The sequence below is a fragment of the Streptococcus pseudoporcinus LQ 940-04 genome (assembly GCF_000188035.1).
GTDB classification, from domain to species: domain Bacteria; phylum Bacillota; class Bacilli; order Lactobacillales; family Streptococcaceae; genus Streptococcus; species Streptococcus pseudoporcinus.
This window is the reverse complement of the sequence record NZ_AEUY02000005.1, coordinates 1,084,746-1,109,918: the sequence shown is the minus strand read 5'-3', so window position 1 is coordinate 1,109,918 and position 25,173 is coordinate 1,084,746. Positions and strand designations below refer to the sequence as shown.

The 25,173-nt window shown below is 37.1% G+C and carries 21 protein-coding genes and 1 other RNA gene; 3 read left to right on the top strand and 19 right to left on the bottom strand.

Annotated elements, in window-relative coordinates:
• Positions 1–17 precede the first annotated feature (17 nt).
• The 11 genes from STRPS_RS06785 to STRPS_RS06735 all read right to left on the bottom strand — a co-directional run bounded on the left by STRPS_RS06785 (position 18) and on the right by STRPS_RS06735 (position 12,618).
• Positions 18–659: a response regulator transcription factor gene (locus tag STRPS_RS06785; RefSeq protein ID WP_007892962.1), complete on the bottom strand. Its 642-nt coding sequence runs from the start codon at positions 657–659 to the stop codon at positions 18–20.
• Complete coding sequence (locus tag STRPS_RS06780) at positions 652–1,656, bottom strand: envelope stress sensor histidine kinase LiaS (RefSeq protein ID WP_007896177.1); 1,005 nt, start codon at positions 1,654–1,656, stop codon at positions 652–654. The genes STRPS_RS06785 and STRPS_RS06780 overlap by 8 nt, the downstream gene beginning before the upstream one ends.
• Positions 1,653–2,348: a cell wall-active antibiotics response protein LiaF gene (liaF, locus tag STRPS_RS06775; protein ID WP_007892966.1), complete on the bottom strand. Its 696-nt coding sequence runs from the start codon at positions 2,346–2,348 to the stop codon at positions 1,653–1,655. Before liaF ends, STRPS_RS06780 begins: the two co-directional genes overlap by 4 nt.
• Before the next feature lie 113 nt (positions 2,349–2,461).
• A complete protein-coding gene (gene pknB / locus STRPS_RS06770; protein WP_007892968.1) occupies positions 2,462–4,390 on the bottom strand; it encodes a Stk1 family PASTA domain-containing Ser/Thr kinase in 1,929 nt (642 codons plus the stop codon).
• Positions 4,387–5,127 carry a Stp1/IreP family PP2C-type Ser/Thr phosphatase gene (locus STRPS_RS06765; RefSeq protein ID WP_007892963.1) on the bottom strand — a complete coding sequence of 247 codons (741 nt, stop codon included), beginning with the start codon at positions 5,125–5,127 and terminating at the stop codon, positions 4,387–4,389. The genes pknB and STRPS_RS06765 overlap by 4 nt, the downstream gene beginning before the upstream one ends.
• A 38-nt stretch (positions 5,128–5,165) precedes the next feature.
• Positions 5,166–6,488, bottom strand: coding sequence for a 16S rRNA (cytosine(967)-C(5))-methyltransferase RsmB (rsmB, locus tag STRPS_RS06760; protein WP_007892980.1), 1,323 nt, complete (start codon positions 6,486–6,488; stop codon positions 5,166–5,168).
• On the bottom strand, positions 6,481–7,413 hold the full coding sequence (gene fmt / locus STRPS_RS06755; protein WP_007892970.1) for a methionyl-tRNA formyltransferase: 933 nt from the start codon (positions 7,411–7,413) through the stop codon (positions 6,481–6,483). Before fmt ends, rsmB begins: the two co-directional genes overlap by 8 nt.
• A 65-nt stretch (positions 7,414–7,478) precedes the next feature.
• Entirely contained in the window at positions 7,479–9,863 is a 2,385-nt protein-coding gene (locus tag STRPS_RS06750) for a primosomal protein N' (protein ID WP_007892965.1), read from the bottom strand.
• Between the two features lie 63 nt (positions 9,864–9,926).
• Positions 9,927–10,244, bottom strand: a complete 318-nt coding sequence (gene rpoZ, locus STRPS_RS06745; RefSeq protein ID WP_007892975.1) for a DNA-directed RNA polymerase subunit omega — start codon at positions 10,242–10,244, stop codon at positions 9,927–9,929.
• 23 nt (positions 10,245–10,267) lie between these two features.
• Complete coding sequence (gene gmk / locus STRPS_RS06740; protein ID WP_007892971.1) at positions 10,268–10,894, bottom strand: guanylate kinase; 627 nt, start codon at positions 10,892–10,894, stop codon at positions 10,268–10,270.
• Between the two features lie 116 nt (positions 10,895–11,010).
• Positions 11,011–12,618: a ribonuclease Y gene (locus STRPS_RS06735; protein ID WP_007892954.1), complete on the bottom strand. Its 1,608-nt coding sequence runs from the start codon at positions 12,616–12,618 to the stop codon at positions 11,011–11,013.
• A gap of 155 nt (positions 12,619–12,773) precedes the next feature.
• Here STRPS_RS06735 and STRPS_RS06730 point away from each other — a divergent pair, with 155 nt between their 5' ends.
• On the top strand, positions 12,774–13,256 hold the full coding sequence (locus STRPS_RS06730) for an S-ribosylhomocysteine lyase (RefSeq protein WP_007892967.1): 483 nt from the start codon (positions 12,774–12,776) through the stop codon (positions 13,254–13,256).
• A 484-nt stretch (positions 13,257–13,740) separates the two neighbouring features.
• Here the strand turns inward: STRPS_RS06730 and STRPS_RS06725 are convergent, their stop codons facing one another.
• The 5 genes from STRPS_RS06725 to STRPS_RS06705 all read right to left on the bottom strand — a co-directional run bounded on the left by STRPS_RS06725 (position 13,741) and on the right by STRPS_RS06705 (position 17,807).
• A complete protein-coding gene (locus tag STRPS_RS06725; protein WP_007894535.1) occupies positions 13,741–15,240 on the bottom strand; it encodes a cell division site-positioning protein MapZ family protein in 1,500 nt (499 codons plus the stop codon).
• Between the two features lie 5 nt (positions 15,241–15,245).
• Entirely contained in the window at positions 15,246–16,406 is a 1,161-nt protein-coding gene (locus STRPS_RS06720) for a THUMP domain-containing class I SAM-dependent RNA methyltransferase (protein WP_007896537.1), read from the bottom strand.
• A gap of 62 nt (positions 16,407–16,468) precedes the next feature.
• An RNA gene (gene rnpB, locus STRPS_RS10430) (RNase P RNA component class B) lies at positions 16,469–16,832 on the bottom strand.
• 14 nt (positions 16,833–16,846) lie between these two features.
• Positions 16,847–17,170, bottom strand: coding sequence for a cell division regulator GpsB (gene gpsB, locus STRPS_RS06710; RefSeq protein ID WP_007894532.1), 324 nt, complete (start codon positions 17,168–17,170; stop codon positions 16,847–16,849).
• Positions 17,171–17,282: 112 nt separating this feature from the next.
• The gene (locus tag STRPS_RS06705; protein ID WP_007894550.1) at positions 17,283–17,807 is read right to left on the bottom strand and encodes an SLOG family protein; all 525 of its coding nucleotides are present in this window, start codon (positions 17,805–17,807) and stop codon (positions 17,283–17,285) included.
• Between the two features lie 77 nt (positions 17,808–17,884).
• Between STRPS_RS06705 and recU the strand changes: the two genes are divergently transcribed.
• Both recU and pbp1a read left to right on the top strand, forming a co-directional pair.
• Positions 17,885–18,487, top strand: a complete 603-nt coding sequence (recU, locus tag STRPS_RS06700; RefSeq protein ID WP_007894458.1) for a Holliday junction resolvase RecU — start codon at positions 17,885–17,887, stop codon at positions 18,485–18,487.
• Positions 18,480–20,705 (top strand): penicillin-binding protein PBP1A, encoded by a 2,226-nt coding sequence (pbp1a, locus tag STRPS_RS06695; RefSeq protein ID WP_007894485.1) that lies wholly within the window; start codon positions 18,480–18,482, stop codon positions 20,703–20,705. Before recU ends, pbp1a begins: the two co-directional genes overlap by 8 nt.
• A 643-nt stretch (positions 20,706–21,348) precedes the next feature.
• Here the strand turns inward: pbp1a and pepC are convergent.
• The 3 genes from pepC to STRPS_RS06680 form a co-directional block, all read right to left on the bottom strand.
• The gene (pepC, locus tag STRPS_RS06690; protein WP_037599002.1) at positions 21,349–22,683 is read right to left on the bottom strand and encodes an aminopeptidase C; all 1,335 of its coding nucleotides are present in this window, start codon (positions 22,681–22,683) and stop codon (positions 21,349–21,351) included.
• Between the two features lie 131 nt (positions 22,684–22,814).
• Positions 22,815–23,639, bottom strand: a complete 825-nt coding sequence (nadE, locus tag STRPS_RS06685) for an ammonia-dependent NAD(+) synthetase (protein ID WP_007894530.1) — start codon at positions 23,637–23,639, stop codon at positions 22,815–22,817.
• Positions 23,623–25,095: a nicotinate phosphoribosyltransferase gene (locus tag STRPS_RS06680; protein ID WP_007894496.1), complete on the bottom strand. Its 1,473-nt coding sequence runs from the start codon at positions 25,093–25,095 to the stop codon at positions 23,623–23,625. Before STRPS_RS06680 ends, nadE begins: the two co-directional genes overlap by 17 nt.
• Positions 25,096–25,173 lie beyond the last annotated feature (78 nt).

Below are 25,173 nucleotides of genomic sequence, written 5' to 3'. Positions count from 1 at the left end.
CAGATACCATTATACCACTAATTGTCGTCTTGTGGCACTAAGTGGTGTCGGAAAGCGTAGACTACTGCTTGCGTCCGATCATCAACTTCAAGCTTAGATAAAATATTGGACACATGGGTCTTAACTGTCTTCAAGGATATGAAGAGTTCATCTGCAATGGTTTGATTGTCATAACCCTTAGCTAAAAGGTATAAGATATCGTATTCACGTGCTGTCAATTCCTCATGTAAGTCAGGATGTTGATTATGAGCTTTAATCTTTTTATCAACTTCTGTTTCAATTGCCAACTGTCCTTTAGCCACTTTACGAATGGCATTGAGTATTTCAGCAGCACTTGAAGTCTTTAGCATGTAACCTTTTGCTCCTGCTTCAATAACAGGATAGATTTTTTCATTATCTAAATAAGATGTCAGTACCAAAATCTTAGCTTCTGACCATTTCTGTAAAATTTCAAGTGTAGCTTCCACTCCGTCTAATTCTGGCATGACAAGGTCCATCACCACCACATCAGGTTGTATCTCAAGTGCCAGCTTAACCCCTTGTCGTCCATTTGAAGCTTCGGCAACCACAGTGATGTCTTTTTGCATATTTAAAAAACTTTTTAATCCTAAACGCACCATTTCATGATCATCAACTAAAATTACCTTAATATTATCCATTTTTTCCCTCCGTCACCAATGGTAGTCGTATATCCATTGAGACACCTTTACCACGTTCACTAATGACATTAAGTGATCCTGCAAAGTCATCAATCCGATCTTCTATATTTTTTAAGCCATAACTTAGATTACGAACTTCATCCATATCAAAGCCCACACCATTATCAACCATTTTCAATTGTACTTCGTTTTTACTTTGATTGAGATATAATTCAATGCGACTAGCTTTAGCGTGTTTTAGAGTATTACTTATAAATTCTTGTGCAATTCTAAAGAGATTATCCTCCATAGCTTTTGGTAGTGATGTTATATTTTCTTTATAAACAATTTCGATATCACTCTTATCTGTCAGCTCTTTAAGAATCATCTGGATTCCTTCGGTTAAGGTACGATTTGCTAATTCCGTAGGACGTAAATGCAATAACAAGACCCTTAAATCTTTTTGAGCATTTTGCAACATTGCTTCAACTGTTTGTATTTGTGTATTTAATTCTTCTTTTTCCAAGTCATCTATACTCATAGATATTCCCGAAAGGATCATAGAGGATGCAAATAATTCTTGACTTACAGTATCATGCAAATCACGCGCAATCCGTTTACGTTCACGATGTACAATATTTTGACTATCTAAAATATAAGTACTTTCTTTTTTTTGTAAACTATTGGTCATGTGGAACATTTTTTTTGAAAGTCGGATTAGGTTTGTATTTGTTTCTGATGTTTCTTCTAGTTTCAGTTGCTTGTTATCTATAATACGACGCAAATTCTGATTAATGCTTCTCTTACTAAGATCATCTAATGTAATCCAAAGAAGCAATAACAGTAGTGTCACTGATACGATGAGTAATAAAACCGAGAAAAAAAGTTTTTCTGCCCGCCAGATATTTAAACGCAAGTAGTTCAAATCTAAGCCCAAATTATCCATGACGACAAAAACAATGGCTAAGATGGTAATAGTTGAATAGAGCCAAATAAGTAGATAATAGCGTTTTTTCATCGTCTACTCACCTCCACATTACCTGCAATGGTATTGACAATAATCTTAACTTTTTTAAGACTATCTGCGTTTTTATCACAGCCTAACTTTATGGATTCATTACGCAAATCATATTCATGAGTCTTTAAAAAAGAAATGGTTGCATAAATGGAAGCTACTTCTAAGGTCACTGCAACATCTATTGGAACTAAAATTTTTGTATTACCAAAGACTTTTCGAATCATGATTACATTATCTTGACCAGTTACAATAACATTCGTCAAATCAATTGTATCATTGCCACTAACACGTATGATGTTGACATCATCAAAGGCATAGTAATCACTCTCGTAAGCCGCTGAACCAATCCATTGATGTTTGGTTTGCTTAACATCGATACCATCTTCACTAAAACGGATTAAGGCATAACGATTTTTCTTTTTGACTTGTGAAAAATGGTTAATAAAAATATAAATAATGCCAAATAAAACCGCAAGAATAATATAGGGATTTAACATAAAAATCAAGAAAAGTAGTAGCAGACTCACTGTTAACAAAAAATTATTGCGACTATCTTGATTATAAAACCGTAATGCTAATAAAATAATAACTAAGATAAAAATAAAACTAGTTACATTATTTGCCAAAATGGTCATAATTCCCATGGCTAAAAGCATACACTCAACTAATAAAAAGAATTGAAATTTTTTCATTGAACTCCTTCCACTTCTTTGACATTTTATCAAAAAAACGGGAGAATTTCACTTTTTGTCATATAGGCAACCAAAAAACACCTGACACTATTGCATCAGATGCTTTTTTCTATCTACTGAACTGTATTTGAACTCGTTGTGGATGTCGAGGTACTCGTTGAAGTACTAGTTGAGCTAGATCCAGAACTTGACTCCGAAGAGGAGTTTGAACTAGAAGAACTTGAACTAGTGCTAGACTCAGAGCTAGTCTCTGTACTTGATGAACTTGAACTACTTGACGAAGGAACATGTTTGCTGTCACTATTAATATAGAGACTAATTTCTCCTGTATCCGTCAGTGAAACCTGCCCATTAAGGAGAGGATTTTGATAAGCTATTAAGGTATCAGAGTTTGGTTCAACCGGGGTCGTAGTACCATCCGGATTCATCTGGTAAACTTTAACACGATTTAAATCAATCCCTTTCTCTTCAAGCAAGAGTTTAGCATCTTTGTAAGTCATCCCAATAAGTTGCGGCATCCCAATTATTTCTGTAGTTGCAACCGTTAAAGTGAACTTTGTTTTCCCATTTGGGTTAAAGTAGCCCTTATTTGGAGTCTGGCTCAAGACAATGTCTTGCTTATTATAGTCATCTTTTATGACGCGTTTGATACTTATTTGTTTACGTTTTAAACCGTAGGTAGTCATTAAATCTTCCATAGCTTTTTGGTAATCATCACCTACATAATCCTTGACTTTAAAGCCGCTGCTTCCTTTGGAAACTAAAATATCTACTTTAGACCCTTCACGCTTTGTTGTTCCTGCGATCGGATTCGTTTCAATAACTTTCCCTTCTGGAACGTCCTCGCTTGGTGCCTGCTCAACATTGCCAACTTTTAAACCTAGGGCTTGTAAATCTGCTTTAGCAGTCTGTAAATCTCTACCACTTAGGTTAGGAACTTTAACATTAGAAGGTTTGGTTAAAATTAAGAAAGTAAAGATAGCTACACCAACCACAAATAAAGCAAATAAAATTTTGAAAAGAGTTCCTAAGAAACGTCCTCGTTTTTTCTCTTTTTTCGGCTTTTTAAGCTGTTCTGAAGCTTGCGGTGCTTTAGTAGAAGCTATTGGTTCCTTAGAGCTTGTTTTAGGGTTGGTATTAGGCGTAGGCGTCACTTTGGGTAAAGGTCTTGTGTTCTCACCGTCATCAAAAATCAACTTCTTTTCACGACTACGGTTATAACTCAAGGCTGTCATTAAATCTCTGCTCATCTCAAAAGTCGTTGCATAACGGTCACTCAATTTTTTAGCAGTAGCTTTAATAACAACATTTTCTAAAGCTTGTGGCACACTGGGATTCTCATCCACAATGGAAGGGAGTGGCTTTTGGAAATGTTGTAAAGCAATCGTTACCGCACTATCCCCATCGTAGGGAATGTGACCAGTTAACATTTCATATAGCATGATTCCCATTGCATAGATATCACTTTGGATGGTTGCTTTTGAGCCACGTGCCTGCTCAGGCGATAAATAATGAACACTTCCTAACATGGAATTAGTCTGTGTTAAGCTGGTTTCGGCAAAAGCAACAGCAATACCAAAGTCTGTGACTTTGACAACACCTTCTTTAGTTAAAAGAATGTTCTGCGGCTTTAAATCCCTATGGACAATTCCTTTTTGATGGGCTAAAGTCATTGCTGACAAGACCTCTTCCATAATCCGAACGACTTGATTATTAGTCAAAGGTGCATTGTCTTGAATGAACTTCTTAAGATCAGCACCATCAACATATTCCATTACTAAAAATTGCTGCCCGTCTTCTTCGCCTATATCTCTAATAGCTACGATATTAGGATGATTCAGCTCAGCCATCGCTCTTGCTTCCCTTTGGAAACGTGCGACAGCAACTTGATCCGTTTGATAATTAGTACGCAATACCTTTATTGCCACGTCTTCATTATCTAGAATTAAGTCATTAGCTAAATAAACATCTGCCATGCCTCCACGGCCAATAGATTTTAATATGCGATATCGACCAGCAAATAATTTGCCAATCTGTATCATTCCTTATCCTCACTTTCGTTATGCACCAAAGCGATTGTGATATTGTCTAAGCCTCCACGAAGGTTGGCTAAGGAGACAAGTTCTTGATTTTTTGCTTCAAGGCTGATATCTTTAGAAATTATTTCCACAATCTCAGCATTGCTAACCATATTAGTTAGACCATCTGAATTGATAACTAGATAATCATCTTTCTCTAATACTTTAACTCCCAAATCTGTCTCAACTGGCGAAGCTTGTCCAATAGATTGAGTGATGATATTTTTCTGGGGATGGCCAGTTGCTTCTTCTTCGGTGATTTGACCGGCCTTAACCAATTCATTGACTAATGAATGATCACTAGTTAATAAATGATATTCTCCGTTTTTTACTAAACCAATCCGCGAATCTCCAACATGCGCAAAGATAGCAGTATTATCTACAAGAACAACTGCTTCTACAGTCGTTCCCATACCTTTATAATCTTCATTTTGTCCCATGTCATAGATACGTTTGTTTTCAGATTCAATAGTGGTTAACAACCAATCTCTAATCTGACTTAGTTCCGTCAATTCAGTTTGAACCCACTCTTTTCCAAGATCTGTTACAGTCATTTCACTTGCAATATTTCCAGCTCTATGACCGCCCATACCATCAGCTAAAACAACTAAGGTAATTCCCTTTTTATTATCAAATTTATTGATGAAATCTTGATTATTTGAGCGTTTTTGCCCAATATCTGTTATTAATGAAATCTTCATATATGTCTCTTCTGACTAAGTCAGTCTCCTCCTAAATACTACAAGATTCTTCGGACTTGGCTGATAAAGAAACCGTCCGTTTGATACTGTTCAGGAGTGACAAGAATACACCCATCTTTCACAATATCAGCTTGTGTATGCTTAAGTTTTACTTGTTCAAAATTAGAATGACTTTCAAGAAATTTTTCAATAACTTGAAAATTTTCCTCATCAAAAATAGTGCAAGTGCTATAGGTTATTATACCACCTTTTCGTATTGTTTGACAAACACTAGACAATATCTCCAATTGCAGGTTTTGTAAAGCTGTCAAATCTTGACCATCTTTATTGTATTTTATATCCGGTTTACGTCTAATCAAACCAATACCTGAGCAAGGAGCATCCACTAGAATCTTATCAAAAGAGTCGTTTGCAAATACCTCGTGAACCTTACGAGCATCTAGAGCTCTCGTTTCAATTTTATCCAAAACGCCTAAACGCTCAGCATTTTGCCTTACCAAGGTAAGCTTGTGCTCATGAATATCTAAGGCTGTGATTTTACCAGTTGTTAAATAAGAAGCCAGGTGACAAGTTTTCCCACCAGGCGCACTGCAGGCATCAAGGACATTTTCGTCTCCTTTAATAGCTAGAGTTGGTGCTACTAATTGACTAGTTTCATCTTGAATAGTGATAAGTCCCTCTTGAAAGTAAGCATGACTAGCAAAATGGCCAGTTGTTTTAGTTAAAGCTGTCGGCGCTAATGCTGATGTCTGTGCTTCTAGATAATCTCTAACTTCATCAAAACGTTGTGAATTAGTCACACGGATACTGGCTTTGCTATGAAAAGAGAGACTTTCCATAATAGCAATTGCCCTATCGTCACCAAATTGCTCACATAACTTTTTCACTAACCATATTGGTACAGAATATGCAATTGAATAACGCTTGTTTTTGCGTTTAATACTATCTAATGAAGGAAGATTCCCTACAGATACCTGTCTTAAAATAGCATTAATATATTTTTCTGCTCCTCGTTTATAACCACGATTCTTAGCAATATCTACCGCGTCGTTGACAATGGCATGACTAGGTATTTTTTCAAGATAAAGCATTTGATAGAGACTGAGCATGAGCAAATAGTATACCCACTTGTCTAATTTTTCTCGATCCTCCACATAATGAGACAAGTACCATTCAAGCGTAATCTTTTTGGCAATAGTACCATACACAATTTCTGTAATTAAGCCCTTATCTTTGTCCTGGACAGAGTGATTAGAGAGCTGATTGTTGAGTGCTATGTTTGAATAAGCACCATTATCAAAAATATCTTCAATTGCTAGCAGGGCTTTTCCACGTGCCTTTGTTTTCCAATTATTAGCCAAAATAATCACCCACTTTTAAGTCTCGACCAACGCCATTTAAAAAGTCGGTAATCGCCATTTTAGGTTTTCCTGCTGGTTGCACTGTCTGTAAAGAAAGGGCTCCATCGCCAGTCGCAATAACCAAGGTTTTTTTAGTTTTTTCAATAATTTGACCTGGTTGGCCCTGTCCTTCTACAAGAGATGCTTCATAAATTTTAAAGCGCTGGCCCTTAAGAATGGTGTGCGCCACCGGCCACGGATTCATACCACGTACTTGGTTAAAAATTTGCCGAGCAGGTTGGCTAAGATTAAGTTTTTCCTGCTCAGCAGTAATGTTAGGGGAGAAGGTTGCTTGACTGTGATCCTGTGGAATAGGTTTTAAATTGCCTGAAAGGTATTGGGGTAAACTTTTCAAAAGCAGATCTCGGCCAATAACAGCTAGTTTTTCAAAAAGTGTTCCCACATTATCAGTGTCTAAAATTGGGATGCTCGCCTTTGCAACCATATCGCCTGCATCCATTTCTTTAACCATTTCCATAATGGTTACGCCTGCTTCTTTTTCACCATTCATAATAGCATAGTGGATAGGAGCGCCTCCACGGTATTTGGGCAAGAGAGAAGCATGGACATTCAGAGCAAAATCAACGGCATTTAAGAGTTTACTCGGTAAGAATTGACCAAAGGCTGCAGTAATGATCCCGTCCGCCCCTAGTGCTATTATTTCTTCTAGTTCTTGTGACCCTGATAATTTTTCAGGCTGAATAAGTGACAGGTTATATCTCAAAGCAAGCTCTTTAACAGGTGTCATTCGGATTTCTTTTTTACGTCCTACCGCACGATCAGGTTGAGTTACAACAGCTAATACCTCATAAGAACCTTCTGAAAGAATACCCTCCAATACAGTTGCTGAAAATTGAGGGGTACCCATAAATATTATTTTTGTCATTCTTTTCCTCACTTTGTCTTTCCCACCATTATATCATAATTGGTAAGACACTTCTCAATACTGGTCTACATAAAGTTTTGCGGTTCATGATCAATAACGACTTTTAATTCTCGCTGTTCTTTGAGCTGTGTCCAGTCCAGGATATGATTTAAAGTGTCTCCCAGATTCTCCTCGAAGCGATATTTCAGGATAATTTGATAATGGAAGAGATTGTGGGTCCTTGCAATGGGCTTAGGGGTCGGTCCTAAAATTTTTACATTGGAAGTTAGCCCTTCTTTTAACATCGTCATAACTTGATAAGCTTTCTTGATTACTTCTTGTTCATCTTGGTGAGATATGACTAGGCCGACTGTAAAATAATAGGGGGGGTAAGCCATTTTCTGTCTCATTTTCATCTCATAAGCATAAAAGGCCTCGTAATCTTGTGATTTAGCTAATTGAATAGCATAATGGTTAGGATTATAGGTTTGAATCAGAACCTCACCTGCTTTTTCAGCACGTCCAGCACGTCCAGATACTTGTGTCAGCAATTGAAAAGTTCTTTCCGAGGAACGAAAATCAGGCAAATTAAGGGACGTGTCAGCATTGAGCACACCAACAAGTGTTACATTAGGAAAATCAAGACCCTTAGCAATCATCTGGGTTCCCAATAAGATATCAGCCTCTTGCCGACCAAAAGCTGAGAGTAATTTTTCGTGACTCCCTTTTTTGCGAGTCGTATCAACATCCATTCTTAAGATGCGTGCTTCTGGTAAGACTTGCAATAACTCATCGTAGGCTTTTTGTGTCCCCGTTCCGTAGTAACGAATACTTGAACTCTGACAATTTGGACAAGTCTTAGGAATAGCTTTTTGAAATCCACAATAGTGGCAGTTCATGGATTTGGTATCCATGTGTAACGTTAGAGAAATATCACAGTTTGGGCAAGTATCTACGTAACCACAGTCACGACACATGATAAAGCTGGAATAACCCCGACGATTTAACATGAGAACAACTTGTTCTTTTTTAGCCAAACGATCTTTGATTTTTTCAATTAAATAGGGTGTAAAGTTACTTACTGCTTGTTTGCCAATATAGTCTCGAAAATCAACTACTTGTACTTGAGGGATTTGTGCATAAGGATTTGCCCTTTGAGTCAGTTCCATGAAGTGATAGACACCTTTACTTGCACGCGCACGACTTTCAATACTAGGTGTCGCAGAACCTAGTACCAAGACAGCTTGATGTTTTTGCGCACGTAACAAAGCCACATCGCGAGCGTGATAGCGTGGGTTAGACTCCTGTTTATAAGAAGATTCATGTTCTTCATCAATAATGATAGCACCGATATTTTCTAGCGGGGCAAAAATAGCAGACCTTGCTCCTACGACTACTTTAGCCTGTCCATTTTTTATTTTTTGCCACTCATCAAATTTTTCACCATCAGATAAACCCGAGTGCATTATAGCTACCAACTTACCAAACCGCGAAATAAATCGACTTGTCATTTGAGGAGTTAACGAAATTTCTGGCACCAAGACGATTGCTGTTTTTCCTAACTTTAAAACATGATCAATCAGATGCAAGTAAACTTCTGTCTTACCAGACCCGGTTATCCCTTCCAATAAAAAAGGCTTATTTTCTTGACCAATAGCTGCACTTATTTCTGACACTGCGCGTGCTTGTTGACTATTAAGCTTTAGAAATTGGCTACCCTCTACTGCTTCAAAATAAACATCACTTCGATTAATTTGAACCTCATAGATTTTTAATAACTGATGCTCGACAAAATAGGTGACACTATCCCGAGAAAAGGAGTTTTGTAACTCTGCAAGTTTACCATTTTCTGGATGCTCTATTAAAAAAGCTTGAAGAGCTTGACGCTTTTTAGCTCTGTTAGAAATAACGTGTTTTTGCAAAGCCTCTAAGTCGGTCTGATACCACTTCTCCTTCTTGATTTTCTTACGGTCTTGGGCTAGATAAGTCAGCTTGATTTTCCCTAATTTTATCAGAGATAAACTCATTTTCTCCTGTTCTTGGCTAAGTTGCGAAGCCAGTACCTTAGACTTCTCTGCAAAAATAAAAGCGCGCTCTTTTTCTGAAATTGTCTCTGTCGGAACTAATTCCTTATCATAATGGGAATTTAAAAGATTGGGAATCATGGCCTTTAGGAGGCTAACCTTATATGAAAAAACTGTCTCACGCATAGCATCTGCTAAAGCCAGCTGTTCCGAGTTCAAAACCGGCTCAGCATCTAGCAGGGAGACAATACTTTTTAAATCTGCTTTTTCTTTTTGTGTGAAGCCGACAACAAACCCTTGCACCAATCGACTGCCACGACCAAAGGGAACATGAACCCTTGAGCCAAGAGCGACTAGTCCTTGCAACTCTGCGGGAATCCTATAGGTAAATGGCTTATCCGTTTGCATTAAAGGGATATCAACAATAATTTGAGCCAACTTTTGCATTCCTAGTGCCTTTCCATTGTCATCATACGATATAAAATATGAAAAAATCTAAGATTTTTAACCTTAGATTCTTTCGCCTTCTTCTTCTTTTTCTTTTGCAATCTGCTCTTTAATTTTACGTTCTTCTTCTTCTCTAGCAAGGCGATCAGCTTCAATTTTAGCTCTCACAGCCGCTCTTTTCGCTGATGGATCTGGGTGGATAACAACATTTCCAGATTCGATTTCTTCTAATGCCCGTAAGGTTGATTTGACCGATTTGAAAGATTGAGTAGCTTTTGCACCTGCTTCTAGTTCATGTGCTCTTTTAGCTTGTAAAATAACGAGGGAATATTTTGATGGTACTTTGTCTAGTAAAGTATCAATCGAAGGTTTTAACATCATGCTTATCATCTCTTTTCTATATCTTAACGGATAACATTTGTTTCTGCTATCATTTTGTCGTATTGCCCAATAACTCGCTCTACACGAAAATGTTCAGTTTCGATAATGCGCTTCACTCGTTCAGCTGCCAGCGGAACATAATCATTAACAACAGCATAATCGTATTCACGCATTAATGAGATTTCTTCTTTAGCCTTCTCAATCCTCTGCGCAATCACTTCTTGACTATCTGTTCCTCGACCAACCAAACGATCCTGTAATTCAGCTAAGTCAGGTGGCGTTAAGAAAATAAAAACACCATCTGGCACTTTTGTTTTCACTTGTAAAGCTCCTTGAACTTCGATTTCAAGGAAAACATCAATTCCTTTGTCCAAAGTTTCATTAACGTAAGTTAAGGGAGTTCCATAGTAGTTACCAACATACTCAGCATATTCTAGCATTTGGCCGTTTTTTATGAGCTCTTCAAATTCTTCACGTGTACGGAAGAAATAATCAACGCCATCAACTTCACCTGGTCTCTGTGGACGAGTTGTCATTGAAACCGAATATTCAAACTTATGATCCGGTGTCGAGAAAATCTCCTGTCTAACCGTCCCTTTACCTACTCCAGATGGTCCTGAAAAGACGATCAACAAACCACGTTCAGACATTCTATTCTCCTTAAATATTGCTTTTTAATAGTTTAACAAAATAGCCTTCTTTTTTCAAGACAATTAGCATGATATATCTTTTTTAAAATAATAAAAAGAGGAAAATCCTCTTTTTATTATTTAGCATAATCAATAGCTCGCATTTCACGAATAACTGTAACTTTAATGTTACCTGGGTAGTCTAAGTTATTTTCAATTTTCTCACGAACTTTATGAGACAAAATAACCACTTGATCGTCTGAAACTTTTTCAGGTTGAACCATAATGCGAATTTCTCGGCCAGCTTGTAAAGCAAAACTATTTTGAACACCTTCAAAGCTAGTAGCAATTTCTTCTAAATCTCGCAAGCGTTTGATGTAATTTTCCATTGACTCATTACGAGCACCCGGACGGGCAGAACTTAAGGCATCTGCAGCAGCAACAATGACTGCAATAACAGATTCCGGCTCAACATCACCATGGTGACTGGCAATAGTATTAACAACAACTGGATGCTCTTTGTATTTGCGAGCAAATTCCATTCCAATCTCAACATGGCTACCTTCCACCTCACGATCAATGGCTTTACCCATATCGTGTAAAAATCCTGCTCTACGTGCCAACGCAACATTTTCACCAAGTTCGCCAGCTAAAATACCAGCTAGTTTACCAACCTCCACTGAATGGCGTAAAACATTTTGACCATAAGAGGTTCTAAATTGTAAACGTCCCATAATTTTAATTAAATCTGGATGAAGGTTTGGAGCACCAATTTCATAAGCTGCTGCTTCACCATACTCACGGATACGATTATCCATTTCCAGGCGATTCTTTTCAACGAGCTCTTCAATGCGTGCTGGATGAATACGGCCATCAGCAATCAAGGATTCCAGAGTCATCCGAGCGATTTCTCGACGGATTGGATCAAAGCCAGAAAGGACAACAACTTCAGGAGTATCATCAATAATGACATCAATACCCGTTAAACTTTCAAGTGTTCGAATATTCCGCCCCTCACGACCAATGATACGCCCCTTCATATTGTCGTCTGGTAAATGAACGCTTGTGATTGTTTGTTCTGTTACATACTCACCTGCCATACGTTGCATGGCCTGCGCTAATAAATCTTTTGCTGTTTTATCGGTTTTATCTTTAATTTCACGCTCTGCTTCACGAATTCGAGTTGCAATTTCATGAGACAAATTATTCTCTGTCTCCATCAAGATAACTTCGCGCGCTTCAGCAATTGTCATTGCTCCAACACGTTGTAATTCAGCTTTTTTCTCTTCCTCTAATTTTTCTACTTCTGCTTGGCGCTCATCAATATGTTTAGATTTATCGGTCAGACTTTGTTCTTTACTATCAAGAACCTTTTCTTTACTTGATAAATTGTCATCTTTTCGGTCAAGAGAAAAGGCACGCTCAGTAAGTCGTGTTTCTAGCTGTTTTAACTCTTGTCTTTCAGATTTAAATTCTTGTTCAATTTCTTCACGATATTTTCTTGCCTCTTCTTTTGCTTCTAAAAGTAATTCCTTACGATTAGCCTTACTTTCACGCTCTGCTGATTTTCGAATATGATCGGCATCGGCTTCAGCCTTACCTCTAATATTTACGGCGTCTTGCTCAGCATTCAAAAGAGTCAAATCCGCATTTTCTTTCGCTGCTTTTAATTTCAATGAAATTAATGCGTAACCTATTATCAAACCAATGAGGGCACAAACAATTAATAAAACAATATTAATCATCTTTATACCTCAATTTTTATTAGTTTTCATTTATAGAAAGCCATAATTAATTTTATCATAAAAAGTACTTTTATACAATTTAAATTAGTCTGAAAACTTTATAAAGATAAAAGATTTTATGGTATTATAGTAATAAAAATACAGAGGAGAATTTTATGGTAAAAGACGTTATTGTCGAAAGTTTCGAGTTAGATCACACTATTGTTAAAGCACCTTACGTTCGTTTAATTTCTGAAGAGTCAGGACCTAAAGGAGATATCATTACCAATTTTGACGTTCGTCTCGTACAACCAAACCACAATTCTATTGAAACAGCCGGACTTCATACCATTGAACATTTATTAGCTAAACTGATTCGTCAACGGATAGATGGCATGATTGATTGTTCTCCATTTGGCTGTCGTACAGGTTTTCACTTAATTATGTGGGGCCAACCCACCGCCAACGACATCGCTTTAGTGATTAAGTCCTCTTTAGAAGAAATCGCTCAAGGGATTACTTGGGAGGATGTTCCTGGTACCACAATCGAATCTTGTGGCAATTATAAAGACCATAGCTTATTCGCTGCTAAAGAATGGGCAAAAGTCATTTTAGATCAAGGTATTTCTGACGATGCCTTTGAGCGTCACCTTGTTTAAGACTCCAAAAAAGAGTCTGGGACAAAAAGATATTAATTTTTGAGATTCCCTGCCATTAATTTTTCCAATTGATAAATGAAACCCAAAAAGCGAACAAAACTCATTTTCTGATACTCAGAATACTGTCTTGTTCGCTTTTTATATTTGAGCTTAGACTTTTGTCCCAGCCTCTTTTTTCATGGACAAATAGTCGCAAAAGTTAGCATCTCAGTTATCCTTTTTACCTATTATTAGAAATTTTTCATACTCTAACCGCTACACGCTAGTGACCCATCGGCTGCACAGTATCTGCTAAATCACTTTTTGATTCTCCAAATGTCCTATTTATTTGAGACTAACTGATGCCAGTCTTTTTTAAACGATAAATTTCCAGTCTCTCTTCTTAGCTTAATGTCATCCAAAAAGCGCCCCAATCGTTAGATTTGTGTCTAACTTTTGGGGCGCAGCTCATAAGGCAAGTTTTTCTTCCCAATATTAAAGGTTATTAGTAATCTAAAGCGTCCGCATGACCACTGGCATTACCAACAAAATAACCTGTTTTACAATTGATGGAGAACAAGTAAGTGCCATCTGATTTGAACATATTGTAGTAGCCGTTACCGTTAATGATGTTGACTGGTTCTATATAGTAATTATTACCAGAAAAATAACCACGCGCTTGAGAAGTAGCAATTATTTTTTCTAACACACCTGGGGTAAAAGCCCAAGATGGATTACTACTGTCAGCTATTGCTGCATTATTGTAAGGGACACGTGAACGATCTCTCTGAAGGCCAGAAACATGAGTTAGAGGTGAACCAGAATAAATAACAGCAGGAGCTTGTGTTGATAGATTTGGTGCAGAGCCAGCCACTGCACCAGCATCTGCTTGACCATTATTTTCCCTACCAGCTACCTGTCCCGAACTGTTACCCGCGGAAGCTTTGGCTTCAGCTTCTTTAGCTGCTTTTTCTTTTTCAGCTGCAGCTTTCTCCTCAACCTGCTTACGTCCGTCGGCAATCGCTGACTGTAATAATTTATCTAAAGAGGCATTGCCTGTTTTCAAAATATCGCCTTTGATGTCATCAAAGTTAGCACCTGTTTTAATGGTAGCTGAAACTTTTTCACCATCTTTAATGACTTCTGTTGAAAACTTAGCATTAACTGCCTGAATAGCATCTATTTGTTTTTTCAGTAAATCAAACTTACCTTTTGCCTCTTCATAATATGCAGTATCTTTTAGTTTTTCTAACTTTTTTGCCAAGTCATCAATTTTTGAAAATTGATTATTTTTGAGCTTGGTCATTTCGGCATCCATATAAAAAGCTTTCAGCTCACTGTTAAAATCCTTGCTATTGGCTTTTGCTTTTTGGGCAGCTGATTCTTCAGTGCCGGATTGCTGACTGGTTGAATGACCTGAGGTTTGGGATGATTTTTGTCCTTTAAACAGATTGAGACCAAAGATCAGTCCTGCTACTACAAGAAGCAAAGCTAACAGAATCCATATCAGTTTCTTTTTAGAAGCTTTTTGTTGACTGGTTTTGTCATTAAAATGTTGAGGCTCTTCAAACTCTCTTGGCGCAATAATGTTTTCAGTTGGACCAGGAACAATAAGAGGAGTCGGCTCAAGACGATCAATCCTATCCTCTTTTTCTGTAACCTCATTTTCCTCTGGCATAACTTGTTTATGAGTGTTCTCATTAGCCTCATCTAGATCAATTAAACCTGATTGTGCTAATTCCTCTCTTTGCTTTTTAATGAAATTATCTAAAGTTTCAGTATCTAAATCATCCAATTCTGATAGTTTTGTATCAAATTTTTGGGATGCAACTTCTTCACGATGTTGTTTGATATATTTATCTAAAACACTGTCTTCGTCAGTGATGCCAGCTTTTATTTCGGAATCTTTACGCACCGCTTCACCGACAGTCATATTTTTGGCTTGGTCAATATCTAAAGTTTGACCATCTTTTTCGATATCCTTAGTATGCTTTTCGTCTGACAACTTTTTTACCTCACGATTTGACTTCTTTTCACACGTTCACCAAAAAATTGATAGAGTTCAACTTTCATGGTACCATTATAAAGTTTTCTTTTTTTATCTGCTTGCTGGCCATATTTCTTTTCAAACCCCTCATCACTTGTCAGAATAAATTTACTCCAAGTTTTGAGAGCTTGGAAGGTTTGACCCATTTCATTATACAAAATGTCTACTGCTTTGTCATCAAGCAACCGTTCACCATAAGGAGGGTTAGAAATAATAACCCCATTGAGTTTAGCTGTTCTAAAATCTTGTAATCGCATTTGTTTAAAAGTAATAATATCAGCTAAACCAGCTTCTTCCGCATTCTTTTTAGCAATTTCAATCATGCGACCATCAATGTCGAAGCCCGAGATATCTAACTTAACATCATAATTAGCGCAGGCCTCTGCTTGATTTCGTACACCTTCTACAATATCTCGATTTACCCAGCTCCACTCTTCAAAAGCAAAGGAGCGGTTAAATCCTGGGGCAATATTCATACCAATCAAGGCAGCCTCAATACAAAACGTTCCCGAACCACAAGTTGGATCAACCAATGGTTTGTCAGGATACCAATTGCTTAGCTCTAATATCGCTGCGGCCATATTTTCTTTAATTGGTGCTCCACCTTTACCAACACGGTAACCCCGCTTGAAAAGACTAGTCCCACTTGTATCAATCATTATAGTTGCTATATCTTTTAGAATGGCTACTTCAATTTTGAACTCAGAACCAATTTCTTGAAGTGGGACTCCCTCAGGACGATGATAGTGTTTTTGCAATTTCTTAACAATAGCTTTTTTAGTAATGGCTTGAACACTTGGCTCATTATGTAATTTTGACTTGACGCATTTTGCTTTTGCAATTGGAAACTTTGCTCCTAAAGGTAGATAATTTTCCCAGTCTAAAGCATTAACCCCCTGAAATAATTCTTCAAAAGTTCTTGCAGGAAATTGGCCCACGATAATTTTAATCCGATCAGCTGCTCGTAACCAAAGATTGGTTTTAGCAATAGCTTCTATGTCCCCTTCAAAATAAACTTTACCGTTATCAATTTGACAATCAAAACCTAAGGACTTGACTTCTTTTCCAACAACAGACTCAAATCCTGCTGCCACTGTTGCCACTAATTTAAAATGTTCTTTCATATCAATCTTTCTTTTTAATTAAATAAAAGCTAGCGAGTGCTAGCTTAACCTATTATGCAATTTTCTATAAGCCATGTTTTGTTCCAGAAATAACTAGGTATTACTTCCTTCGATAATCATCTGTCTACTGTAAACAGTCAGAATAGAAGGTTCGTTTCCCGTCTATCCCATGCCCCGACCAAAGTTTGGGTTGCTAGCTTGAGGGGTTTACCGCGTTCCATTTCCTACGTTTCCATAGAAACTGCGTCACTGTGGCACTTTCAGAAATACTCAGGCATATCATCAGACGTAGCCTTTTTTTTCGCCGTAATGTCAAAGACATTCCTAGGCTTATTTTTTCGCCTAGCACAAACACTACTGGCATCACAGCCAGTGCTAGCATGGACTTTCCTCATAACCTAAAAAGCTACGCGATTATCCAAAAATTGCATATTCATCAATTATTCACTGATTTGTTTGCCGAAAACTTCCTTTTCTAAACGACTAATTCTCTTTAAAATATCAAAATTAGTTGCTGTTTGGGTCACGCGCGTTGGTTGTCCCATCGTATGGCGCTCCTCTGCAAATGCAGTCCCCCTATGCGCACTTTCTTTTTTTAGTCGCTCTATTTCAGCTTTCAACTTTTCAATTTCAGCTATATAAGTCTCGTAATCCTTAATCACATTATCTAGAAATTCGTCAACTTCTTTTTTATCAAAACCACGCATACTGGTTTTGAATTCTTGTTCAAAAATATCCTTTGGACTATAAATAATACTTGTCATTCTTTTATCTCCGACCGGTAGTTCTATATTGATACCTCTTTTCCGATATCATAATTTATGATACAGAAAAAAAAGATAAAAAGCAAGCATTAAAAATAGTTACAATATTAACTTAACCTTGTTCTTCTTCCATTATTTCATTTAAACGATCAAATGTTAAAAAATGTAAACTATAATGTGGATTTTCTTTTAATTGCGTTACAAAATACTTAAGATTTGTTTCATTTTCACTGTCATAAAAAAGATAGGCCTCATCAGTATTATCTATTAAAAATTGATTGTACTGTTTGAATTGGGCAGGGGATTGGTAGTCTGGAAAGCAATATTTGACAAAGTCAACCTCTTTAAAAATAGTGAGCTTCTCTTGGTTTTGTTCGTTCCAATGGCATCCATGGGTTTCAAAATCAAAGAGAGTAGCTATTTTGATAGGATAGGCTCTCTTCAAGTCTTTTAAAACCTCTAAAGCCCATAGTTCAAAGCCTAAACTGCCCGTTAAAATAAACCAGTCCGCCCCATCTTCAATAAGACGAGTGAGGTCTTTTTTTATAGCTTTTTTAATAATAGTGATCCGCTCATCCTTATCCTTAAAAATTCCCAGCTCAAAACTCTTGTAACCAGTTACGAGAATCGCAGTCATATTGTGTTTTCCTTTCAAAAAATATGTTATAATAAAAATGCTTAAATTTTTCATTAAGTAAATGTCTTAGGAGAACAATGGTTAATTATCCTCATCAACTTAAAGGAAAACGAAGAGACCCTGTCCAATTAAAAACGAATAAATCAAAGGTAGACTTCGCTAACCGCGGAATGTCATTTGAGGCTACTATTAACGCTACCAATGACTTCTATCTTTCGCGCCATATTGCAGTCATCCATAAAAAACCGACACCTATTCAAATCGTCAAAGTCGATTATCCTCAAAGAAGTCGAGCCAAAATTGTTGAAGCTTATTTTCGACAAGCCTCAACAACAGATTACTGCGGGGTGTATAAAGGTTATTACCTTGATTTCGAAGCCAAAGAGACACGCCAAAAAACTGCTATGCCTATGAAAAATTTTCATTCGCACCAGATTGAGCATATGGCTTCCGTTTTAGAACAAAAGGGTATTTGTTTTGTCCTTTTACACTTTAGTACTTTGAAAGAAACCTATTATCTACCAGCAAAGGCATTGATTGATTTTTATCAAATTGATAAAGGCAGCAAATCAATGCCACTTGATTATATCAGAAAAAATGGCTACGAGATAATAATAGGAGCATTTCCCCAAGTACCTTATTTAGATATTATAGAACAAAATTTTTTAGGCGGTGATTAGTATCAAAAATCCACAAATTCAAAAAATACTAAAATATGCTCTAGCAGCTATTCTTAGTCTTATAATTTTTATAATCGTCATTGGCGGGCTACTCTTTGCTTTTTACATCTCAACTGCTCCAAAACTTTCCGAGACAGCCCTTAAATCAACCAATTCTAGTCTTGTTTATGATGGTCATAACAAACTCATCGCCGATTTAGGTTCTGAAAAAAGAGAGAATGTAACCGCAGATAGCATTCCCCTTAACTTAGTAAATGCAATTACATCCATTGAAGATAAACGATTCTTTAATCACCGTGGTGTTGACTTGTACCGTATCATCGGAGCTGCCTTCCATAATTTAACAAGTGCTAGTACGCAGGGGGGATCAACACTTGATCAGCAGCTGATTAAACTAGCTTATTTCTCAACAGATGAGAAAGATCAAACCCTAAAACGTAAAGCTCAAGAAGTATGGCTTGCCTTGCAGATGGAACGCAAATATACCAAACAAGAAATCTTGACTTTTTACATTAATAAGGTTTATATGGGTAATGGAAACTATGGGATGCTCACTGCTTCTAAAGCTTATTATGAAAAAGATTTAAAAGACTTATCCTTTGCACAATTAGCCTTATTAGCTGGAATCCCACAAGCTCCGACGCAATATGATCCATATATCAACCCTGACGCAGCAACACACCGTCGTAACATTGTACTCCAGCAGATGCTTTCTGAAAAGAACCTTTCTAAAGCTGAATATGACAAAGCTATTGCAACACCTATTACAGATGGTCTGAAACCATTGAAGAAGACTTCAAGTTATCCTAAATACATGGATAACTACCTTAAGGAAGTCATTAGTCAAGTTAAGTCAGAAACTAACAAAGATATCTTTACCTCTGGATTAAAAGTTTATACTAATCTTCTGCCAAATGCTCAAAAACGGCTTTACGATATCTACAATTCACCTGATTACATCAATTATCCCGATGAAAACTTTCAAGTTGCATCAACTATTGTTGATGTCACGAACGGTCATGTTGTAGCGCAACTCGGAGGCCGTAATCAAAATGAAAATGTTTCTTTTGGTACAAACCAAGCTGTTCTAACTGATCGCGACTGGGGCTCAACCATGAAACCCATATCAGCCTATGCACCTGCCATTGAAAGTGGAGCTTATAATTCAACTGCTCAATCAACTAATGACTCCGTCTATTACTGGCCTGGTACAAATACCCAACTTTATGATTGGGATCGTAGGTATAATGGCTGGATGACCATTCAAACTGCTATTATGCAGTCTCGAAATGTTCCTGCTGTCAGAGCCTTAGAAGCAGCCGGCCTGACTTATGCTAAAAACTTCTTAACAAACCTTGGTATTAACTATCCAGAAATGAACTATTCAAACGCCATTTCAAGTAATAATAGCAGTTCTGATAGCCGATATGGAGCAAGTAGTGAAAAAATGGCTGCTGCCTATGCTGCTTTTGCCAATGGTGGTGAGTATTACAAACCACAATATGTTAATAAAATTGTATTTAGTGATGGAACCTCAAAGGTTATTGAAAATAAAGGTAAGCGGGCTATGAAGGAAACCACTGCTTACATGATGACTGATATGTTGAAAACCGTTTTAACCTATGGTACAGGTACTGATGCTCAAATTCCAGGAGTTATTCAAGCAGGAAAAACAGGTACTTCTAATTACACCGATGAAGAATTAGCAAAAATTTCTGCTGAGTCTGGTCTCTATCCTGAGTATGTAGGAACGATGGCGCCTGATGAAAACTTTGTCGGTTTTACCAACAAATACGCTATGGCTGTTTGGACGGGTTACCGTAGTCGTTTAACTCCAGTATATGGCGATGCTCTATCAATAGCCTCGCGTGTTTACCGTAGTATGATGTCCTATCTAACAGACGGTTATAGCGAGGATTGGGTTATGCCAAGTGGCTTATATCGTAGTGGTGGTATGCTTTATCTGTCTGGTGGAACTTATACTAGTGGTAATACCACTAGTTCCGTCTATAATAATATTTACAGTGGCTCTAGTTCATCAAGTAGTAGTACAAGTGATACGAATAATAGCGCAAGCCAAGCGAACGATAGTAAAAGCTCAACAACCAATGATCAAGCCTCTAGCTCTAGCTCTTCTTCTACCTCTACTTCCACTGAATCAGGAAACGGGAACAGTAATCGCAGCGGAAACGGGAATAATCATTCCCCCAATAATTAACTAGTATTAAAATAGTCAAAAATGCTTCAATTATTTTAAATCAAGGGTCAGCTTCAGTTATGAAGTTGGTCTTTTTTAGACTCCTTTTCTATGTATTTATGACTGATAATTTCATCCTTTCAAAAATATCACTATTTCAAATAAAATTCTGGGCGAATGTTAATAAATACTTGAAACGACTAGAGCATTGTACAATAATGATTCTGTCAATTCTTAACTGTCTCCCTCAAGGCATTTGGAGCTATAGCTTAGAAGAAGGGCTTCTATGGAAAGAAAAAAATCCTTACCACTTATCATGTTATTTTTAGGGCTTATGGTCTTAGGGGCATGTCAGTCCTATACAAATAGTAAATAATCCAACAGCCACGCTTTTTAGAGACTTACCTGTTTACAACCTCTTGTAGTCAATGAATAAGAAAAGACAAACCTCAAAAATGAGGTTTGTCTTCGGTCTGACAATAGTAATATAATACTATTATTTTTTAGATTTCTTAAAGAATTTTAAACCATAAACGGTTATTAAGACTGGTGAATACAATCCCGTATTTAAAGAACTCTTATCACAACCTCTTTAGCAACTATTATGGCGAACACAACTTCTAATATTATTGTCATTCCAAACAGTCCCTAAAGCTAAAACTTTTTAATTTGCAAGAGCCCCCATTGGGTCCCAAGGCGCTAATACTTCTGGCTCTGCTTGGTAAGCTTTCAATTCCTCTTCACTCAGTAAACTTTTCTTAACTACAATTTGATAGGTGTATTGATCCATCCAAGCATCCGAAGCTACAAAATAGCCCTTATTTCCTACATCTTCGCCCCAAGAATTTTCTACTTTCCATTTAAGAGGGCTACCATTAGGATCTAAATCAACACCAGTCAAAACCATGGCATGAGTCATAAGGCTTTCACTATAATCCAAGCGACCCGCTTTATTTTGTTTCAAGACAAGATCCATACTAGCTTCAAAGTCATAGGTATTTGTCGCTAAAATACCTTTTTTACGATCTGACATCTGACCAACATCTGAACCAAACCAGACAGTTTCACCCGCCTGCATTTGTTTAATAGCTAATTCTTTCAAACGATTCATGTCCACATTAAGATAACGAACATCACGACTACCAACTACATTTCCAAGCATCTCTACTGTATAAGCCTTACCAAAAGGTTTATCAGCTGTAGGAGCATTGATAATAGAAACATAATCAGACAAATTTAAGCCGACATATTTTTGGTAAAATTCCAAAGGTGTGATATCTTTCTCAGAGTGATATTGATTGTCTTTATCACGATAGGCAAAATCGAAAGTTTTTGGGGGTAGCCCTAAGTTCATCGCCAGAAAATTAAATATCTCCTGCAACAATGCTTCTTTCTTAGCTTGAATTGCCTGAGCGTCCAATCCTGAACTGATGCATTCACGCAAAATTTGGGCATCTTGACGCAATAATTTGTTGAGGATCTCATTCAACTCCTTACTATTGCTTGAAGAAACAGATTCTGGATAAACAGTCTTTGGCACCACACCATATTTTTCAAAGAGAGCCACAACCATGTCCCACTGTCCACCATCTTGTTGAGGAACATCTAAAAGGAATTTAACTTTTCGACTGGATAATTCTTGATCTGCTGTTGCAATGACCTGTTCCATAAACCAGTTAGCTTTTTCATACTTATCCCAGAAAAAGGTGTGCGCTTGTGATAACTCAAAATTTTCTAATTTGAAATCACTTATTAATTGATGACGAAAAGTGTTTAAAGCAGCAAACATCCAGCAACGGCCAGAAGCTTTTTGATTTGAAACAAGATCTTTAGTTAGGTCAATTGAAAAAACAAAATCATTTTCAACCTCACTTTGTCGAGTCTTGAGTGATTTTAAGAGTCCATTGTTGGTAACAGCATTTTCAATTGCTCTGTACTTAGGATTATTGAGATAGTTTTTATAAACTTCTTCAGTAAATGATTCAGAAATTCTTGACATAATATCCTCCATTTTTTATTATCTTCTATTATAAACTTATTTTTCTTTTCTTCAACAAAAAAGTTAGGCGAGCCTAACTTTTTTGTTTTATCAATTTAGCGTAATGTGATCTTCCTAAAAAAAGAAGGTCATTATTTCCAAAAATCATCGAATACAGTAATTGGGAGATGACGTTTGTGGAGCCCTTTGTACCACCAATTTTCAATTTTTTCTTTTGCTTGATCTGATATTTCTTTACCTTCTAGGTAATCATCAATATCCTTGTAAGTGACACCCAAAGCCACCTCATCTGCTATTCCTGGTTTGTTTTCTTCTAAATCAGCCGTTGGAATCTTTTCATAAAGACTAGCACTTGCCCCTAATTCTCTTAACAGGGCCCTCCCTTGTCTTTTATTAAGTCGGAATAAGGGGAGGATATCTGCTCCACCATCACCAAATTTTGTAAAGAATCCTGTGATATTCTCAGCAGCATGGTCCGTACCAATAACAGCTCCATTCAGTTGGCCTGCCACCGCATATTGGCTAATCATGCGCTGACGCGCCTTAATATTACCTTTATTAAAGTCAGAAATTTTAATTCCTGCAGCTTCCAAAGCCAAAACTTGGCTATCTACAGCTTCTTTAATGTTTATGGTCAAGGTTTGATCTGGCCTAATAAAAGCTAGAGCCTTTTGAGCATCAGCTTCATCAGCCTGCACACCATAGGGAAGTCTGATAGCGATGAATTGATAGTCTTTTCGACCGGTCTCCTCTCGCAATTCCTCAATCGCCAGCTGTGCTAAACGACCAGCTAAAGTAGAATCTTGTCCCCCAGAAATGCCCAATACTAACGTTTTTAAAAAGCTATGCTTAGTAAGGTAGCTTTTCAGAAAATCAATTGAGCAACGAATCTCTTCTTTGGCATCAATCTCTGGCTTCACGCCCAATTCATTGATAATATTATTTTGCAATGTCATAAGATTCTCCTTCACCTAGGGTTTCTTGTCTAATCTTTGAAATAACAGCCATCTTATTTTCCCATACATCTTTAGCCAAATCAACAGGATAATCTTGTGGATTCAAAACACGTTTATACTCATCCCATAATTTATCAAATTCTTGACGAGCATAAGCTTGAATCGTTTGGAGATCTGGTAAATCATAGACGCGCTTGCCTTGGTCAAAAATATCAACCAATAATGGAACTGCTTCGAAATTTTTGACTGTCTTCTTAATATAAGTATAAGTTGGGTGAAACATTTCAATGTAATCTAACTGATTAACATCCACATCTGTGAACGTAATATAGTCTCCTTCAGACTTACCTTTTTCTAAACTTGTTATGCGCCATACTTGTTTTTTACCTGGAGTGGATACTTTTTCTGCATTATTAGATAATTTGATAGTATCTTCCATCTTCCCGGCATCATTTTCAATCGAAACCATCTTATAAACCGCACCTAAGGCTGGTTGATCATATGCCGTAATCAATTTAGTTCCGACACCCCAAACATCAATTTTTGCCTTTTGCATTTTTAAATTTAGAATAGTATTTTCATCTAGGTCATTTGACGCATAAATCTTTGCATCTGGAAATCCCGCTTCATCTAGTTGCTGACGAACCTTTTTCGACAAATAAGCCAAGTCCCCTGAATCTAAACGAACACCCAGAAAATTTATAGAATCTCCCAATTCTTTAGCTACTCTAATTGCATTCGGGACACCTATTTTAAGAGTATCGTAGGTATCAACAAGAAATACACAGTCTTTATGCGTTTTTGCGTAAGCTTTAAAGGCATCATAATCATTACCATAAGCTTGTACTAAAGCATGCGCATGTGTGCCAGAAACAGGGATACCAAACACTTTTCCTGCTCTGACATTACTAGTTGCATTAGCTCCGCCTATAACAGCTGCACGCGTTCCCCAGAAGGCAGCATCTAACTCTTGGGCACGACGAGTACCAAACTCCAATAAAGGCTCATCTTCAATAACGGAACGAATACGAGCTGCTTTGGTAGCAATAAGAGTTTGAAAATTGACAATATTTAACAAGGCCGTTTCCACAAGCTGACACTGTCCTAGAGGTCCTTCTACCTGAACAATAGGTTCATTAGCAAAAACTAAATCACCCTCCTTAGCAGAACGGACAGTTAGTTCTAATTTTAGGTTTTTTAAATAATCAAGGAATTCTCCATTATAGCCTAAGTCGGAAAGATAAGCTAAATCACTTTCAGAAAAAGCTAAACTTTCAAAGTACTCAACTAGCCTTTGTAAACCTGCAAATATGGCATAACCGTTTTCAAAAGGGTTCTTCCGAAAATAAACTTCAAAAACGGCTTTTTTATTATGGATTCCTTGATCAAAATAGACTTGCATCATATTGATCTGGTATAAATCCGTATGTAATATTAAACTGTCATCTTTATACATGTCACTGTCCTTTTTAAATTGTTGTTAATATTATAACACACTTTTGATTTTGTCTATTTATCCGGAAACTGAAAACAA